Origin of the sequence: Pseudomonas sp. efr-133-TYG-103a (assembly GCF_030209235.1) — a bacterium.
Lineage (GTDB): Bacteria > Pseudomonadota > Gammaproteobacteria > Pseudomonadales > Pseudomonadaceae > Aquipseudomonas.
In genome coordinates this window covers 69,919-88,019 of the sequence record NZ_JARVSK010000024.1, presented here as the reverse complement: position 1 = coordinate 88,019, position 18,101 = coordinate 69,919, and the positions used below count along the sequence as shown (strand labels likewise).

The window sequence follows — 18,101 nt, the reverse complement described above, 5'->3', positions numbered from 1 at the left end:
AAAACGGTTACACCAATCACTTCGAGGCAGAGCGCGACGTGATGGACTTCATCGCTCATTACAACCATCGACGCTGTCACTCTGCATCGAACAACCTGCCGCCAGCCATTTTCGAAAAGCTGGCGGCCTAGACTCCTACACAATGGTCCAAAAAAACTGGACCACTACAAGCCCGCTCCTACAAGCAATCGTGGATGCCTTACTCCAGCTTGCCCAACGCATCGCGGCTGAACGGCAGGATGTCTTCTTCGCGGCCGTCGCGCACTTTCACCGCCCAGTCGGGGTCGACGAGCAGCGCGCGGCCTACGGCGACGAGGTCGAACTCATCATCGCCCAGGCGCTTGAGCAGGTTCTCCAGGCTTGCAGGCTGGGCGACTTTATCGGTGTTCACCATGAACTGCAGGAATTCGCCGTCCAGGCCGACGCTGCCGACGGTAATCGTAGGCTTGCCGGTCAGTTTGCGTGTCCAGCCTGCCAGGTTCAGGTCAGAACCCTCGAACTCAGGCTCCCAGAAACGCCGCGTCGAGCAGTGGAAAATGTCCACGCCGGCGTCGGAAAGTGGCTGGAGGAAGGCGCCCAGTTCCTCGGGCGTCTGCACCAGGCGCGCGGTGTAGTCCTGCTGTTTCCACTGCGAATAACGAAAGATGATCGGGTAATCCGGGCCAACCGCAGCGCGCACAGCCTCGACCAGCTCGATCGCGAAGCGCGACCGATGGGCCAGATCGCCGCCGTATTCATCGGTACGCTGGTTCGTGCCTTCCCAGAAGAACTGATCGACCAGATAGCCATGAGCGCCATGGATCTCAACGCCATCCATGCCGATCTCTTTGGCGTCCTTCGCCGCTTGAGCGAAAGCGCCGATGACGTCCTGAATGTCTTGTCGGGTCATGCCATGAACCACGACGTTGCCGTCTTTGAGCTTCTCGGTCGGCCCATACGCCGGAACAGCGCCGTCCGGCTCGGTGCCCAGACGGCGGACAGCGCCGACGTGCCAGAGCTGAGGCACGATCTTGCCGCCTTCCGCATGCACCGCTTCAACCACCTTCTTCCAACCGGCCAGCGGGGCTTCGCCGAAGAATTGCGGCACGTTCGGATAGCCGTTGGAGGCCTTGTGTCCGACTGTGGTGCCTTCGGTGATGATCAGGCCGACGCCGGCAGCGGCACGGCGGCGGTAGTACTCGATGACTTTGGAATTAGGCACGCCACCCGGCGAGAACGAACGGGTCATTGGTGCCATCACCACGCGCGTCGGTAGCTCCAGGCTGCCCAGGTGGAAAGGTTTGAACAAGGCTTTGACTGGCATGCAGGCGTCCTCGGCGTAAAAAAATATTATGAAGGTCATACAGAATGAGCCGAACGGCGCATCGTGCCCAGCACTATTGATTGGAGTGATTAAGGTATAGAAAGATTGACGCAACCACTGCAGGAGCGAGCTTGCTCATGGTCGCGATCTGAAGGGCGTTACTGTTGGGATGAATCAACGCAGCGCGAGCAGTTTGCCTGCAAAGCGTGCGTTGACGATCAATGAAGCGCTTTTTCAATGGCCTGGATGACAGCAGGATCATCCGGCGTGGTGCGCGGCGAGAAACGCGCCAGTACGCGGCCATCTTGCCCCACCAGAAACTTTTCGAAGTTCCAGGTGATATCCCCTGGAAATTCAGCGCCTTCGCCCGCCAGCATCTGATAGAGACGATGACGATGAGGGCCGTTCACTTCCAGCTTGTCGCCCAGCGGAAAGGTCACGCCATAGTTGAGCGAGCAGAACTCTTGAATTTCTTCCTGAGTCCCGGGCTCCTGTCCGGCGAACTGATTACAAGGCAGGCCCAGCACGCTGAAGCCGCGGTCCTTGTACTTTTGATAGAGGTTTTCCAGCGCGGCATATTGCGGCGTGAGGCCACACTTGGATGCCACATTGACCACCAGAACCACTTTGCCCTTGAGCGGCGCGAGGGGCAGTTCCTGGCCATCCAGAGCTTTCAATTTCAGGTCGTGAAATACACTCATGACGAACTCCCCTGCTCACCATACATAAAACCATTGGCCGAAAAAGGCGCCCTCCCAAGTCGCGAAAACCGAACTGTTTTCGCAAACCCGCGAGGACGCCTGGCCAGCTAAATGAGCTTAGCAGGACAAATCAGTGGTGATGACCGCCTTCACCGTGGACGTGACCGTGGGCGAGCTCTTCCTGGCTGGCATCACGGATCGCGACGACCTTGACCTGGAAATTCAGGCGCTGACCGGCCAGAGGATGGTTGCCGTCGACAGTGACATCGTCGCCGTCCAGGTCGCGAATGGTCACGATCTGCATCTGGCCGTCCGGAGCGGAAGCGTGAAACTGCATGCCGACTTCCAGCTCGTCAACGCCTTCGAACATGCTGCGGTTCAGGGTGCTGACCAGTTCGGCCGAGTATTCGCCGTAGGCGTCTTCAGGCTCGATGGAGACTTTGAGCTCGTCACCGATGTCCTTGCCTTCCAGTGCCTTTTCCAGACCCGGGATAATGTTACCTGCGCCTTGCAGGTAAACCAGCGGCGCGCCGCCGGCAGAACTGTCGATGACCTCACCAGCGTCGTTGGTCAGGGTATAGTCAATGGAGACAGCCTTGTTGGCGGCGATCGGCATGGGGCGAGACCTTTTGCAAATAGATATGAGCGACCAAGTCTAACCAAGCACTCGCGCGAAAGCGAACGCAACTCAGACGGACGGCCCCGATTGCACGACCTCCCATTGCCGGAAAACGACCCGAAGATTACTGGCTTTCATCAAGATGAAGACGGCCACTGGATCGTCGAACTGTCCTGCGGACACACCCAGCATTTACGTCACCAGCCACCGTGGCAGTCCCGGCCGTGGGTGCTCGATGCAGCCTTGCGACAAGAAAAAACAAGACAATCCTTTCGCTGCGGCTGGTGCGCGCAAGGGGCAGATAACGATAACCTTGTCCCCCGTTGAGACGCTGCGACTGAACAGCGTCCGGTTTTATTCGGTCCATTGGCGGACTCGGGTCTGTACGAAACGTCGGCGAGCGCAGCCTGAATTCGTACACAGCCACGCCGGGACCTTTGCACGCTCACTTTCGAGAAGCCCGCATGCAGACTTTCTTTATCGCGCCCACTGATTTTGGCGTGGGTTTGACGTCCATCAGCCTTGGACTGGTGCGCACCCTGGAGCGCGCCGGACTCAAAGTCGGTTTTTTCAAGCCCATCGCCCAGCCGCATCCTGGCGATCTGGGCCCGGAGCGTTCGACCGAACTGGTCGCCCGCACCCATGGCCTCAAACCGCCCAAGCCGCTTGGCCTGGCGCACGTCGAGCGCATGCTTGGCGAGGGCCAGCTCGATGAGTTACTCGAAGAAATCATCAGCCTCTATCAGCAGGCCTCGGTCGGCCGCGACGTGCTGATCGTCGAAGGCATGGTGCCGACCCGCAGCGCGAGCTACGCCGCCCGGGTCAATCTGCACATGGCCAAGGCGCTGGATGCGGAAGTGATTCTGGTCTCGGCGCCGGAAAACGAGGTCCTGACCGAATTGTCCGGCCGCGTGGAGCTTCAGGCCCAGATGTTTGGCGGCCCCAAGGACCCGAAAGTGCTGGGCGTGATCCTCAACAAGGTGCGCACCGATGAGAGCATGGAGGCGTTTTCGGCGCGCCTCAAAGAGCATTCCCCGTTGTTGCGCAGCGGCGATTTCCGCCTGCTGGGCTGCATCCCGTTCCAGGCCGATCTCAACGCCCCTCGCACCCGTGACGTGGCCGACCTGCTGGGCGCGCAGGTGATCAACGCCGGCGACTACGAACAACGGCGCATGTCGAAAATCATCATCTGCGCGCGAACCGTGCTCAACACGCTGCAACTGCTCAAGCCGGGCGTGCTGGTGGTGACGCCGGGCGATCGCGACGACATCATCCTGGCCGTGAGCCTGGCGACGCTCAATGGCGTGCCGCTCGCCGGATTGCTGCTGACCAGCGATACCCTGCCCGACCCGCGCATCATGGACCTGTGCCGAGGCGCGTTGCAGGCGGGTCTGCCGGTGTTGTCAGTGAGTACGGGGTCGTATGACACCGCCAACCAGCTTAACCAGCTGAATAAGGAAATCCCCATCGACGACCGCGAGCGCGCGGAGATCATCACTGACTTCGTCGCCAGCCACCTGGACGCCAACTGGCTGCATCAGCGCTGTGGCACGCCCCGTGAGATGCGCCTGTCGCCCGCCGTCTTCCGTTACCAACTGATTCAGCGCGCTCAGGCGGCGAACAAGCGCATTGTCTTGCCCGAAGGCGCCGAGCCCCTCACCGTGCAGGCTGCCGCCATTTGCCAGGCGCGCGGTATCGCCCGCTGCGTGCTGCTGGCCAAACCCGAAGAAGTGCACGCGGTCGCGCGCGCCCAAGGCATCGAGTTGCCTCCGGGGCTGGAAATTCTCGATCCGGACGAGGTGCGCGAGCGCTATGTGGCGCCGATGGTCGACCTGCGCAGGAACAAGGCGCTCAACGCGCCGATGGCCGAGCAACAGCTGGAGGATCCAGTGGTGATCGGCACCATGATGCTGGCGCTCGATGAGGTCGACGGCCTGGTTTCCGGAGTGATTCACTCCACCGCCAACACCATCCGGCCTGCCCTGCAACTGATCAAGACCGCGCCGGGCTGCACCCTGGTGTCATCGGTGTTCTTCATGCTGTTCCCTGAGCAAGTGCTGGTGTATGGCGACTGCATCATGAACCCGCACCCGACCGCCAGTGAGCTGGCCGAGATCGCCGTGCAGAGTGCCGACTCTGCCGTGGCATTCGGCCTGTCTCCGCGCGTCGCGATGATCAGCTACTCAAGCGGTAACTCGGCCAGCGGCGAGGAAGTGGAAAAGGTCCGCGAAGCCACGCAGCTGGCTCGGGAGACGCAGCGTGGCCTGCTCATCGACGGACCGCTGCAATATGACGCCGCTGCCAACGAAAACGTCGCCCGCCAACTGGCGCCGGACAGCCCGGTGGCCGGCCGCGCCAACGTGTTCGTCTTTCCTGACCTGAACACTGGCAACACCACGTACAAGGCGGTGCAGCGCAGTGCGGACTGCGTCAGCCTGGGCCCGATGCTGCAAGGCTTGCGCAAACCGGTGAACGACCTTCCGCGGGGCGCGCAGGTCGATGACATCGTGTATACCATCGCCCTGACTGCGATTCAGGCGGCGACCTTGCCTCAATAACGTCGGCCTGCAATATCCTTCAATCACAATAACGCCGCCGGAACCCACCGGCGGCTGTCTTGCCTCGGAGTTCGATCCCTCATGGATTTCTTGCCCGCCCCTTTGCGTGGCGTCGTCGCCTCGCTGCTGTTGGCGCTCAACACCATCGTCTGCTGCACGCCGTTGTTCGTCGTCGCGATCTTCAAGCTCTGCCTGCCTTTCACTGCCGCGCAAAAGGTCACTGACTGGCTCATGAGCCACATTCATGAAGCCTGGATCAGCAACAACAATGCCTGGATGAACCTGCTGGGTCATACCCGCTGGCATCTGAGCGGTCTGGAAGGCCTGGATTATCAGCACTCTTATCTGGTGACCAGCAATCACCAGAGCTGGGTCGACATCATGGTGCTGCAGTACGTGCTTAACCGGCGCATCCGCCCGCTGAAATTCTTCCTCAAACAAGAGCTGATCTGGGTGCCTGTGATCGGGCTGGCGTGGTGGGCGCTGGGCTTTCCGTTCATGAAGCGTTACAGCAAGGCGTACCTGGCCAAACACCCGGAAAAGAAAGGCAAGGACCTGGAGACGACCCGCCGCACCTGCGCGAAATTTCGCAACAACCCGGTCGGCATCTTCAATTTCGTCGAAGGCACGCGCTTTACCCGGGCCAAGCACGCGCAACAGAACTCCCCGTTCCGCTATCTGCTCAAGCCCAAGGCCGGCGGCATTGCGTTCGTGCTCGATGCCATGGGCGAGCAGCTGGAATCGATCGTCAACGTCACCATTCATTACCCAGCGGGCCAGCCCGGTTATTGGGATCTGCTGTGCGGGAACGTGCGCGAAGTGGTCGCGCATTTCGAAGAAGTGCAGATCCCGCCGCAATTCATTGGCAAAAGCTACGACCAGGATGACGCCTACCGTCTGGAATTCCAGCAGTGGATCAACCGCATGTGGGAAGACAAGGATGCGTTGCTGGCACAGATGCATGAGCAGCATCCGGGCTGACCAGCCCACGGGCCGTTCACCTCGCCTGAGTAAACGCTGGGCACATACCGACCGCCCATAAAAAACCCCGGCACTCAGGCCGGGGTTTTTTATGGGCGTCGCCAGCTTACTGCTGCTGTTGGTACTGCTGGCCTGGAATAGGCTTGAGGTTGACCTCGACGCGACGGTTCTGAGCGCGACCGTTGACGTCGGCGTTGCTCGCGATCGGCTGATCAGGCCCAGCACCGCGCACCGACAGGTGAGCGGCATCCACGCCCTGGGACGTCAGGTAGGTCGCAACGCTCTGCGCGCGCTGCTGGGACAGGTCCATGTTGTGCTGACGGCTGCCCGTGCTGTCGGTGTAACCGACGATCTCGATCATGTTCTGGTTGTACTGCTTCAGCGAACCCGCCAGGTTGTTCAACGGCGAGTAGAAGCTGCTGGCGATGGCCGAGGAGTCGGTCGCGAACGTGATGTTGCCTGGCATGACCAGCTTGATGTTGTCGCCTTCACGCTGAACTTCCACGCCGGTATTGGCCATGCTGGCGCGCAGGGCGGCTTCCTGTTTGTCCGCGTAGTAGCCATAACCCGCTGCGCCTGCACCGACCAGCGCCGCGCCGATCAAAGCGCCTTTACCGCGGTTGTTGTGGTCGATGGCGGCACCGGCGACGGCACCGGCCAGTGCGCCAAGGCCGCCGTATTTGGCGGTTTTGCTCACGCCGCCCGAATTTTGTGCCTGCCCCTGATTGTCATACGGATTCTGCGAAGCGCAGCCAGACAACATGGCCAGCGCAGTGGCAGCGATGGTCAAACGGCGAAAGGTCAACATCAAGGAGAGCTCCTGTTTTGCTTTTCTACGGCCATCAAAAAAGACCGGACGATTTGCGCGATTAGAGCACGGCCGCCGTCAAAAATTCCTTAACCGGGCCTGAACAGTCCTACGCTCTGACGAAAGGATTCTCACGCATTTCGTCACCCAGTCGCGTGTCCGGCCCGTGCCCGGTCACCACAACCGCGTCCTCATCGAGCGTGTACAAGCGCTGCTTGATAGAGCGCACGATCGTGGCCTGGTCGCCGCCCCATAGATCGGTTCGGCCCACACCGCGCTTGAACAGCGTATCGCCAGCGATCAGCAACTTGGCATCCGCAAACCAGAAACTCATCGAGCCGGGTGTATGCCCTGGCGTGTGCAGCGCCACGCCGCAGCCGCAAGCGAGCTCTTCGTCGTCCGCCAGCCAACGATCCGGCGCAGGGACAGGAACGTACGGCACGCGAAACACCTGACACTGGGTTTCGAGGTTATCCCACAGAAACTGATCCTCTTTGTGCAGGTGCAAGGTTGCGCCGGTCTTCTCCTTCAATTGCCCCGACGCCAGGAAATGGTCCAGATGCGCGTGAGTGTGAATGATGCTCACGACCTTCAACCCGTGTGCTTCAAGCCTGGCGAGAATCAGCTCATGGTTGCCGCCCGGATCTACGACAATGGCCTGCCGGGTGACGGGATCGCCGATGATCGTGCAGTTGCACTGCAACGGCCCGACGGGGAAGGTTTCGCGGATCAACTGAGGCTTGGCGGGTTCCATGGTGATTCCTGTGAAGGGGATGACGCATTCTGACGCAGCCGGGGAAACTCGTCAGCCCGCAGCGCCAGACCGGAGGGCAATTAGTTGCGACGCCAACTATTTGCATGAGAACTAATGCGGGATGAACTTGAATAGTATGACCTTTTAGTTCAACGCTAAAAATCTTTTGTAACTCATCCGGACAGCTCAGAAAATCATTCCGCAAGTTACTGATTTTACTCATTAATTTTTAATTAAAGCGAATAAAGATATTTTCGCTGTCGCGATATATTTTTTACTAACGCGCTCATATACTGGCATTGCGCGACTACACGGATAGTGCGTCATTTGAGGTGATAAGACGTCGACTCAATGCACCCGCAAGGCAGCTCAGCAACAGCGTAGAGCAGGCTTTCATGCTAAGAAAAATCGCGGTTTCCGACCTTACTCTGGGCATGTACATCCACGAATTCTGCCGCCCCCGGATCAACGACCCCTTCTGGACCTCCCACGTGGAGCGCGAGTTGCGAGACGAGGCGGTGTTGCGCCAGATTCAGGCCTCCACGCGTGAGGTGTGGATTGACACCCGACTGGGCAAAAGCCCTGCCGAACAGAGCAGCATTCTGGCCTCGGGCCCGACAACGGCCTGCGACAGCGAAAGCGATTCCGATACCTCGCCAGCCAGCATGGAACAGGAACTGGCTCGCGCCAGACTGATTTGCGGCCGGGCCAAAGCGGCCGTCATGACCATGTTCAGCGACGCACGCATGGGTCGCTCGATGAACACCGAAGACGTCGATCTGCTGGTCGAAGAAATTTCGACGTCGGTGATGCGCCATCCTCACGCGCTGATCAGTCTGTCCCGTCTTAAAACGTCCGATGAATACACCTACATGCATTCAGTGGCGGTGTGCGCGCTGATGGTTGCGCTTGCGCGGCAGATGAATCTGGATGAGGAGCAAGTGCGCGAGGCCGGCGTCGCCGGGCTGATGCACGACGTTGGCAAGATGATGATCCCCAACACCATCCTCAATAAACCCGATCGCCTGACCTTCGATGAATTCGAAGCGATGAAGCATCACCCCCAGGCAGGACTTGAAATTCTTCAGGGTTGTCAGCAAGTGACCCACGCGGTCATGGATGTGTGCCTGCATCATCATGAAAAGGTCGACGGCAGTGGCTATCCCCATGGTTTGAAGGGCGAGCAGATCAGTCAGTTGGCTCGAATGGGCGCAATCTGCGATGTCTATGACGCCGTGACGTCAGACCGGCCCTACAAGAAAGGCTGGGATGCAGCCAGGTCGGTCCGGGAGATGGCCTCCTGGAAAGGGCATTTCGACGAGAAAATCTTCCAGCACTTCGTCAAGACAGTCGGTATTTATCCGGTGGGCGCGCTGGTGCGCCTGAAGAGCGAGCGGCTGGGCATTGTCATTGAACAGGGTGAAAAATCGCTGCTGCACCCCAAAGTGAAAATATTCATGTCGGCCAAGACCCGCATCATGTTCACGCCCGAAGTCATCAACCTCGCCTGTGCGCAGGAGCAGGACGCCATCGTCAAGTTCGAACTGGCGGAGGATTGGGGCGTGCACAACGTCGATGAAATGTGGGCGGGCTGTCCTGCGGGATGACCGACGGCCCGCGCACGGCTGCTGCCTGATCTAACCCAGCAGGCCCAACTCTTGCGCGCGTGCCACCGCTTGCGTGCGGCGCTCCACGCCGAGCTTGCTGTTGATGTGGCTGGCGTGGGTCTTGACGGTATGCAGAGAGATGAACAACCGGTCGCTGATTTCCTGATTCGAACAGCCCTGAGCGATGAGCTGCAGCACGCTCAGTTCCCTTGCGCTGAGGTAATCGGGCCCGCTGCAGGCCGCAGGTTCACTGATGACACGCGCGCAGGGAAGCTCCTTGCCGGGGCTCGAGTGCGGCAATTGCGTGAGCAGATAATCGACCAGCCGGCACGACGGGCGCCTGGATAACTGCTCGCGCAGCCAGTCGGGATATTTTCGGATCACGCCGTGAAGCGGCAACACCGCGCCCCCGCTCGCCAGCTCCAGGCTCTGGCCCAGCAGCTTCGCAGCCTGAGGCTGATCGTCGGTCTCGAGTGACAGCAGGCAATGCTGGCTTGCCGCGTACAACCCGACCAGCCCCGCACCGACCTGATCCGCCTGGGCTTTCAAGTCTCGCAGCCGCTCGGCCGATCGCTCGGGGCGGCCCTGAATGGCGTCGAGGGACGCCTGCAACAGCGCGATCTGCTGAGGCATCTGCGGCATGCATTCCGGAGCAGCCGCCGGCTGCTCGCCGCCATAGGTCTGACCCAGCCGCAGCAACCAGGCGTCGGCCAGATCGATACGACCTTGCGCCAGCCACAGTTCGCATTTGGTCAACGTGATCATCGCCAGGTAATAAACCGGCGGCACATCCCAGATATGCATCAGTCGCTCGGCCTCAGCCAGCTCGGCGAACGCTTCGGCAAAACGCCCTTCCCGCCCTTCCATTCCGGCGATCACGCAGTGCCCGATCAATACGCTGATGTCGCGACAGGCGCGCGCTTCGGTCAGACCTGCGTTCAGGCGCTCCCTTCCCGCTTGCGGCTGAAGGAACTGCACCAGCAGATAGCCTTCGTAGAGCGTCAGCCGGGCACGCACGGCGTACAGTCGTTGCGAAGACAACCCGCTCAGCCGCCGCAGCCCCTGGCGCACTTCTTCCATCGAACGAAGCGCTTCACCACGGGCCTGCAATGTACGCGCGCGGTCATAGTGCGCCAGCGCCTCAAACAACGGATTGGCAACTCGCTGCGCCAGCTCCAGGGCGTCGCGATTCAAGGCCCGCGCGCGCCACAAATCGCCTCCGGTGATCGCCAGATTCGCCAGCGTCGACAGGCACACCAACCTTTGTCCATACCGTTTGTGGGGCAACGTCGCCAGCGCCTCGGTGCAATAACGCTGGGCGGTATCGCTGTCGCCGCGCCCGCGCGCGATGATGCCGCTGAGCGCCAGCCATTGAGCCAGCATGGAGTTCTGCGCCGTGGCCGAGGGCGCCGGCAGGAACCGACTGAGCTGATTGCCGAGCTCTTCGGCAGCATCAAGCTGGCACGCCAGCCCCAAGGCCCATGCGTACAGCACGATCAGGCGTGGGGTGCTGACCAGCAGGCTGTCGGGCAGGTCCATTTTCCAGCGCAGGAGCATGCCGACGTTCTGCTCGGCCAGCAGTTGCTCCTCGGAAAGGTTCTGCACCAGATTGGCGGCAACGTCCAGATGCCCCGCTCGCAGTGCTTGCTCAATGGCCTCGTCGAGCAGCCCCTGCTCGCTGAACCAGCGACAAGCGTTGAGATGAAGCCGTCGTTGCTGGGGCGCAAGACTGGTGCCGGCGCGTGCACGCAGCAGATCGGAAAACAGGTGGTGATAACGAAACCAGCGCCCGTTTTCATCCAGTGGCACCAGAAACACCTGATGGGCTTGCAGATAGCCGAGCATTTCGGCGCTGTCATGGCTGTCACGTGCCGCGTTGCACAGCGCACTGCTGAATCGCTCAAGGCACGCGGTTTCATAAAGAAAGGTCTGAACGTCGGCGGGCAGACAGTCGATGACCTCTTCGAGCAAGTAGTCGCGAATCAGGCCTTCGCCGCCGTTGAGTCCCTGGGTCAACGTGTTGCTGCCAGCCTCGCTCGCCGCCAGCAACCAGAAGCGCAAGCCGGCGACCCAGCCTTCACTGCGCTGCAACAGGCTGCGCAGGGCATCCTCGGACAGCGAATTACGCTGCTGATCAAGCACGGCAAGGGATTCGTCGTCAGTCAGACGCAGGTCGTGCTCGGACAACTCCAGCAGTTGCCGGGAGAGCCGCAGGCGCGCCAGATGCCAGTCGGGGCGCTGGCGGCTGGTGACCATCACGACGAGGCCCGCGGGCAGATGATTCAGGAGAAATTGCAGGCAACGGTCGAGCACCGGGCCCTGGACCAGATGATAATCATCGAGCACCAGCAGCAGCGGTTTACTCAACATCAGGTGCATGGCGAGTTCGTCGAGCAGCCCGTCCAGCCATTCCTCGAAGGCAAACGGCTGATGACGCTGACGCATTTTGAGCAGCCCCAGCGCCTGGCCGCCCAATTGAGGGAAATATTGCTGAAGGCCGGAGAGAAGACGCTCGAGGAAGCGGCCTGGATCGCTGTCTCGATGACTCAGTCCCAGCCACAGGTTCTGCCATTGATCCGGCAGGTTTTCGCAGAATTCGACCGCCAGGGAGCTCTTTCCAAACCCGGCTGGCGCGCAGACGAGCAGCAGTCGCCCGGACAGACCGGCGCTCAATCGCTCACACAGACGGGGGCGCGCGACGTAGCCGTCAGGCAGTGGCGGGCGGTAGAAACGTCCCTCCAATGCAGTGACTGCGTGATTTGCGAATCCTTGCAAACGCGACAGATCAGTCATGGCCGGCTCTTGTAGAAGTGCTTGTTATTCGGCGTTCAGATGTCGGGAGACTAGCGGCTATGTGATGGCTTTTGAAGATTGTTCGACGAAAGACTGTAAGAAAACATATCCAATCAACACCGCGAATGTCGCTTCATATGTTTTGGGGGAGATGACGCTGAGCTGCCAATGAACGCGACGGGAGGCGATTCATTTGCGAATGGAGGGTGCCAATCTGTACGTCTGGCTGGACCGGGCGATGGTTCGCCGATGAGGTCACGCTGACCCGGGCGACGTCACGGCCCGCTCGAAACACCCCGACGGATCGGGGCGTTTCTTTTCAAAGCGGCGCAGGACCACGGTGCGCTGTAGCTGTGATCAACGTTGCACGACTCTGCGCCTGTTCGTTCAGACCTTAACGCACGCCTTCCTGGCGAAGCGCGTTGGGCTGGAAGTCGCTGGTGGTGGCGGTGAAACCGAAGTCGTAGGCACGCTTCTCTTCGTTTTTCATGCCCAGTGCCAGATAACGTCCCGACTGCAGGTCATAGATCGTTTCAAGTGCATACCACGGCACTTGCTTGTCGTAGTAGTTCTCGGCGTGCGCTTCGGCCACGCGCCACAGCTGACCACGACCGTCGTAATGGTCGATCACCGCAGCCTGCCAGGTGTCTTCGTCGATGAAGAAATCACGCTTGGCGTAGATGTGACGCTGACCTTCCTTCAGCGTTGCGGTCACGTGCCAGACGCGACGCAACTCATAGCGCGCCAGGTCCTGGTTGATGTGTCCGGCCTTGATGATGTCGGCATATTTGAGCTTCGGATCATCGAGCTTGTAGCTGTCGGCCGCGATATACATTTCCTGCTTGCCGATGAGTTTCCAGTCGTAACGGTCCGGCGCGCCGTTGTACATGTCCAGGTTATCGGACGTGCGCAGGCCATCGGCGGCGGTACCCGGTCCGTCATAGGACACTTGCGGGGCGCGACGCACGCGACGCTGACCGGCGTTGTACACCCACGCAGAACGCGGCTCCTTCACCTGATCGAGGGTTTCGTGCACCAGCAGCACCGTTCCGGCCAGACGCGCCGGTGCGGTGACTTCCTGCTTGAAGTAGAACAGCACGTTGCCCGGATTCTTCGGATCGAAATCCTTCATCTTGTCGCGGAACACGAACTGGTCCTGGAAGTACACTGGGCTGAAAGACCCGTTGGTCTGCGGTGTGGCCTGAACCACCAGCCGCTTGACGCTGCCGCCGCGATAACGGGTGATGTGGTTCCAGATCACCTCCAGGCCGTCCTTGGGAATCGGAAACGGCACGGCGGTTTCGAAGTTTTCCAGACCGTTACCGCCGGAAACCAGCTTGGTATTGGTGGCGTTTTTCTTGATGGCGGCAAACACATCGGCCGGAACGGTCGCGCCACGGTGTGACGGATAGACCGGCATCTTGAAGGTTTCCGGGTAGCGCTTGAACATCGCGTACTGGCCCGGGGCGAGGTTGTTCTTGTATTGCTCCACGTTCTGGCCGGTGATGGTGAACAGCGGTTTTTCGCTGGCGTAAGGGTTGGCCAGGAAGCCCTTGTCGTCCACAGCGCCCGCGTTGGTCGGCATCGGGCTCCAGGCCGGAATGGTGTTCGCCGCGTTGCCTGCCTTTTCGGCGCCCATTGGGGTCAGTGTCGTGCCCAGCTTGGCAGCATCGGATTCGGAAACGGCTGCCATCACCCCGGTCGCCAGCAGGGACAGACCCAGTACGCCGACGTGCAACAGACCCTTCGAGATTTTCATTTTCATAATTGTCCTTAGAAGTTCATACCGAAGCTGAGCGCCACGAAATCGCGGTCATCCACCGTGGTGTACTTGCCGTCGAAGAAGTTGGTGTAGGAAAGGTTGGCGGTGTAGGTGTTCTGATATTCCGCTTCCAGACCCAGGCTGACCGCTTTGCGGCCTTCTTCGAAGTTACCGCCAGGCCCTGGCGAGTAACCGTCTACGTCGTGAGACCAGGCCACGCTCGGCTTGAGGTTCACACCGGCGAACACGTTGTTGTAGTCCCAGATGGCGCGGGCGCGGTAGCCCCACGAATCGGTAGTGGTGAACCCGTCGTTCTCGCAGTAACGGCTAAGGTTGTTCAGCGCAGCGCCTGCCAGCGTACCGGCGTTGAGGGTCTGGCACTGGCCGTTAGGCAGCGGGCCGGGGCCGTAGCTCGGGTCTCGGCCGTAACGCAGTTTGGATGTGCTTTCCAGGCCACCGACGTGCGTCCAGCCCACTTCGCCAACGACCGTGAGACGTTCGGCGCCCATCACTTGGTCGAAGAAGTGCGTGAAGGTGGTCTGCGCCTGACTGATCTCTTTGCGGCGATAGCCCTTCTGATCCTGGCCTGGCGTGCCCTGCAACAGCGAGACGTTCGGGTTCAGCGGCGACAGCCCTGAGTACAGGATGTCGGTGGTGTTGAGCTGGACGGGCGCGTTTGGACGGTAGCTGATTTCGCCGCTCCACGCTGTGCCGGTTGGCAACGTGGTGGAGAAGCTCAGACCGAACAGGTGGATGTCTTCAGGGTATTCGACGTAGTAGCTGGAGTTGGCGGCGACCACCACTGGCAGCAACTGAGTGACCAGCCCCGGAATGGCGATACCCGGCACGCCATTGCCCGCGAGCGCGGCGGCCAGCGCTGCAGGGCTGTAGGCACCGGCAGGCGCGCCCTTGCCGCTGAAAATCGGCAGGCGGCTGTGGTAGTTCATGTAATAGGCGCCGAACTCGGTGTCCAGCGGCTCGAAGTTGTAGTGCATGGCGAAGCCATACTGGCCGCTGTCGCGAGCATCCCGGTCAGGGCCGCGACGCACGACGGCGCCCTCATCCGGGTTGCCGAAGTTCACGCCCTGTTGGCCCAGCGTGTTGAATACCGCGCCGCGCAAAGGTGCCGGCAGACCGGCGTTGGTCAGCGCGGTGTTCAGGCCGGCCTGACTGCGCAACACCGCCAGGTTGTTGGAGCAACCGTCGGCAATCACGTCAGGCTGGGAGAAGAAGGTGCCGCAGTTATCGACGACCGTCTGGTCCCATTCCAACTGATAGAAACCCTCGGCAGAGAGGTTTTCGGTCAAGCTCTGGGACAGGTAGAACATGTTGACCGGAATCAGGCCTTCCTTGATTTCCGAGCCAGGCCGGCGGAACGCAGAGACGTCTACCGGGTTGATGCTGTTGATGCCGCCCTGGATGAAGGTGCTTTCACCCCAGTTGACCACTTGCTTGCCCAAACGCACCGAACCCGGCTCATCGGCAATGGAGTAGTTGTGATAGACGAACGCGTCGAGCAGCTCGAAACCTGACGACTTGGCGCCCTCTTTTCGGCCCGAATCACTGATGTCCTTGAAGTCGCGGCCTTCATCCTTGAGCTCGAAGTCATACCAGTACTTGCCCCGCAGGAACACGCCGGTGTCGCCGTACTTGAGCTCCAGATCGTGGATACCCTTGAAAATCTTCGAAAACGTCTCGCCGCTTTTGAAGTTCAGGTGGCCATCGTCGGACGTCTGCGACAGGCCATGACCGCCGTTATTGGACCCGATCAGGTTCTTGTTGGCGTTCTCGGTGGACCAACTGGCGCCGATGGAGAGCGACGAGTCGAAGTTACCTTCGATTTCACCGATGTTGAAACTGACGCCGAATGCAGGGCCGGCGAGCGTGGAAGCGAGGCTGACGGCCAGAGGCAGTTTTGCCCGGCGCCAGAACAGGTTTGCTGATGTCATCGACGCTACTCCATGTGCTTTTATTTTTTTTGGCAGTGGGTGCTTCCAGAAACGACTCAGGCGGATTTGTCCGCAGTGCCTGGGTGTCAACGCTGATCGGGCAGCCCATGTAAAGCTGCGAAACGATCCGGCGTTTTTCTCCGGTTTCAACCTACTGCCGACTATATCCAGCAGGTGGGACGACTTGATCCCTCTAAAGTGTGATTTGCAGCGTCGAAGCCTCTAACACGCCGATTTCGGCGTACCGGCTCAGCGGCAGGGGGAGGATGGCTGAATTTGAGAATTTGGCAAGCAAGACGGCGGGCGAGAGCCTTCGCGGCACATTGTCAGGGCCGAAAACCCTGACAATGTCCGTGCAAAAATCAGCTCAGAGGGTGGAGAGGAAAGCGCTGTTGGTGCTTTGCCATTCGACGATGTCCAGGCGGATGCGCTTCTTGTCGAGCTTGCCGACGCTGGTCTTGGGAATTTCGGTAACAAGGGCGATCTGGCTCGGAATGGCCCATTTGTTGATGTGGCCCTGCTCCACGAATGGCTTGAGATGTTCTTTCAGTGCCTTGGCATCGATGACGTGGCCTTCATGGGCAACCAGTAGCGCGAAAGGCCGTTCGCCCCACTGTGGATCGGCGATGCCCACCACCGCCACTTCGCGCACTCCCGGATGACGACTGCAGAGGTCTTCCAGCTCCAGCGACGACACCCACTCGCCCCCGGTCTTGATCACATCTTTGATGCGGTCGCGAATGTCGATGCCGCCCATGCTGTCCAGCGTCGCGACATCGCCAGTGTGCAGCCAGCCACCGGCCCAGAGCTCGGCGCCCTTTTCCGGCTCGCGGTAATACCCTTCGGTGAGCCACGGCGCACGCAGCACCAGTTCGCCCTGGGTTTCGCCATCGGAGGGCAGGAAATTGCCCTCGGCATCGACGATTGCCGCCTCGACCAGCACGCCGGGCGCGCCAGCCTTGATGCGATACGTCGTGCGTTCGTCCTCGCTGCCCGCCATCAGTTCGTCATTCAGGTGCGCGACGGACACCAGCGGGCCTGTCTCGGACATTCCGTACGCAGCCGTCAGCTGAATGCCACGCGCCTTGGCGGCTTCATACAGGGAACGGTTGAGCGAACTGCCGCCGATGATGATGTTCCAACCGGTGAAGTCGACGTCCTTGGCCGCTTTGGCGTTGAGCACCATTTGCATGATGGTCGGCACGCAATGCGAGAACGTCACCTTCTCCTTGCGCCACAGCTCCACGAGTAATTCGGGATCATAGCGCCCGGGATAAACCTGCTTGGCGCCGAGCATCGTGGCCGCGTACGGCACGCCCCAGGCATGAACGTGAAACATCGGCGTGATGGGCATGTAGACCTTGTCCCCACCGAGCATGCCCTCGACGCTGCCCATGATGGTCGCCACCGCCATCGTATGCAGGACCAACTGACGATGGGTGAAATACACGCCCTTCGGGTTGCCGGTGGTGCCGGTCGTGTAGAAGGTGGTGGCCACCGAGTTCTCGTCGAAATCCTCGAACTGATACGTCGGGCTGGCAGCCGCCAGCAGCGTTTCGTATTCACCCACAAGGTTGGGCAAGTCGGCGCTCGTGTCTTGCGTGTCGGTGATGAGCAAGGTCTTTTCGACCGTGGTCAGCTTGCTCTCGAAGCACTTATAGAGCGGCAGGAATTCTTTGTTGACCAGCACGAACTTGTCTTCGGCGTGGTTCATGGTGAAGAGGATCTGATCCGGAGACAGGCGCACGTTGATGGTGTGGATCACCGCGCCGATCATGGGGATCGCGAACATGCATTCCAGATACCGATGGCTGTCCCAATCCATGACCGCCACTGTATCGCCCGCTTTCACCCCCGCCTCGGTCAGCACATTCGCCAGCCGACAGATCCGCTCGTTGAGCGTCAGATACGAATAGCGCGAGTGATCCCGGTAGACGATTTCCCGTGTCTTTTCATAGCGCCCGCCGGACATCAGCAGACGTTTGATCAACAGCGGATATTGGTACGCGCCATCGGCGGGCTGAATCACGCGAGTCTGCAGCATAGGAATCCCTTTTCAAGATGCATAGGCGGTGCTGAAAATATGCACTCTAGGGCCTTCGCTCGCCAGTCAAATCAGCCAAAGGGATGATTCTGTGGACGAATGACCCTACAGGCATAACGCCATTTGAAAGGGCAAATCGGTCGTGAAACGGCCCGCAGGAATCGGCATAAAGAGCAGGGCGGACAATTCACAGGTGGCGCAAATGGCACAGCGGGCGTGAGC

At 60.2% G+C, this 18,101-nt stretch carries 12 protein-coding genes and 1 pseudogene; 4 read left to right on the top strand and 9 right to left on the bottom strand.

Going from position 1 to position 18,101, the window contains the following annotated elements; translation table 11 throughout:
- Positions 1 to 199: 199 nt before the first annotated feature.
- The 3 genes from QRN36_RS19770 to QRN36_RS19760 all read right to left on the bottom strand — a co-directional run bounded on the left by QRN36_RS19770 (position 200) and on the right by QRN36_RS19760 (position 2,620).
- Entirely contained in the window at positions 200 to 1,303 is a 1,104-nt protein-coding gene (locus QRN36_RS19770) for an NADH:flavin oxidoreductase (RefSeq protein ID WP_285425618.1), read from the bottom strand.
- A gap of 218 nt (positions 1,304 to 1,521) precedes the next feature.
- Positions 1,522 to 2,004 carry a glutathione peroxidase gene (locus tag QRN36_RS19765; protein ID WP_285425617.1) on the bottom strand — a complete coding sequence of 161 codons (483 nt, stop codon included), beginning with the start codon at positions 2,002 to 2,004 and terminating at the stop codon, positions 1,522 to 1,524.
- A gap of 130 nt (positions 2,005 to 2,134) precedes the next feature.
- On the bottom strand, positions 2,135 to 2,620 hold the full coding sequence (locus QRN36_RS19760) for a peptidylprolyl isomerase (RefSeq protein ID WP_285425616.1): 486 nt from the start codon (positions 2,618 to 2,620) through the stop codon (positions 2,135 to 2,137).
- On the opposite strand from QRN36_RS19760, the pseudogene QRN36_RS19755 reads away from it, so the two are divergent.
- The 3 genes and pseudogenes from QRN36_RS19755 (at position 2,589) to QRN36_RS19745 (ending at position 6,162) form a co-directional block, all read left to right on the top strand.
- A pseudogene (locus QRN36_RS19755) lies at positions 2,589 to 2,950 on the top strand (DUF3565 domain-containing protein). The gene QRN36_RS19760 and the pseudogene QRN36_RS19755 overlap by 32 nt on opposite strands.
- 137 nt (positions 2,951 to 3,087) lie before the next feature.
- On the top strand, positions 3,088 to 5,181 hold the full coding sequence (gene pta / locus QRN36_RS19750) for a phosphate acetyltransferase (protein ID WP_285425615.1): 2,094 nt from the start codon (positions 3,088 to 3,090) through the stop codon (positions 5,179 to 5,181).
- Positions 5,182 to 5,262: 81 nt separating this feature from the next.
- Positions 5,263 to 6,162, top strand: coding sequence for an acyltransferase (locus QRN36_RS19745; RefSeq protein WP_285425614.1), 900 nt, complete (start codon positions 5,263 to 5,265; stop codon positions 6,160 to 6,162).
- A 106-nt stretch (positions 6,163 to 6,268) separates the two neighbouring features.
- On the opposite strand, the gene QRN36_RS19740 is transcribed toward QRN36_RS19745, so the two are convergent.
- Positions 6,269 to 6,970: an OmpA family protein gene (locus QRN36_RS19740; protein ID WP_285425613.1), complete on the bottom strand. Its 702-nt coding sequence runs from the start codon at positions 6,968 to 6,970 to the stop codon at positions 6,269 to 6,271.
- Between the two features lie 109 nt (positions 6,971 to 7,079).
- Positions 7,080 to 7,724: an MBL fold metallo-hydrolase gene (locus QRN36_RS19735; protein ID WP_285425612.1), complete on the bottom strand. Its 645-nt coding sequence runs from the start codon at positions 7,722 to 7,724 to the stop codon at positions 7,080 to 7,082.
- Between the two features lie 395 nt (positions 7,725 to 8,119).
- On the opposite strand from QRN36_RS19735, the gene QRN36_RS19730 reads away from it, so the two are divergent.
- Positions 8,120 to 9,331, top strand: a complete 1,212-nt coding sequence (locus tag QRN36_RS19730) for an HD-GYP domain-containing protein (RefSeq protein ID WP_285425611.1) — start codon at positions 8,120 to 8,122, stop codon at positions 9,329 to 9,331.
- 30 nt (positions 9,332 to 9,361) lie between these two features.
- On the opposite strand, the gene QRN36_RS19725 is transcribed toward QRN36_RS19730, so the two are convergent.
- The 4 genes from QRN36_RS19725 to QRN36_RS19710 all read right to left on the bottom strand — a co-directional run bounded on the left by QRN36_RS19725 (position 9,362) and on the right by QRN36_RS19710 (position 17,879).
- Positions 9,362 to 12,124 (bottom strand): LuxR C-terminal-related transcriptional regulator, encoded by a 2,763-nt coding sequence (locus QRN36_RS19725; protein ID WP_285425610.1) that lies wholly within the window; start codon positions 12,122 to 12,124, stop codon positions 9,362 to 9,364.
- A gap of 394 nt (positions 12,125 to 12,518) precedes the next feature.
- On the bottom strand, positions 12,519 to 13,883 hold the full coding sequence (locus QRN36_RS19720; protein WP_285425609.1) for a DUF1329 domain-containing protein: 1,365 nt from the start codon (positions 13,881 to 13,883) through the stop codon (positions 12,519 to 12,521).
- Positions 13,884 to 13,897: 14 nt separating this feature from the next.
- Positions 13,898 to 15,835 (bottom strand): DUF1302 domain-containing protein, encoded by a 1,938-nt coding sequence (locus tag QRN36_RS19715; RefSeq protein WP_285425608.1) that lies wholly within the window; start codon positions 15,833 to 15,835, stop codon positions 13,898 to 13,900.
- A 367-nt stretch (positions 15,836 to 16,202) separates the two neighbouring features.
- Positions 16,203 to 17,879, bottom strand: coding sequence for a fatty acid--CoA ligase (locus QRN36_RS19710; RefSeq protein WP_285425607.1), 1,677 nt, complete (start codon positions 17,877 to 17,879; stop codon positions 16,203 to 16,205).
- Between the last annotated feature and the right edge of the window lie 222 nt (positions 17,880 to 18,101).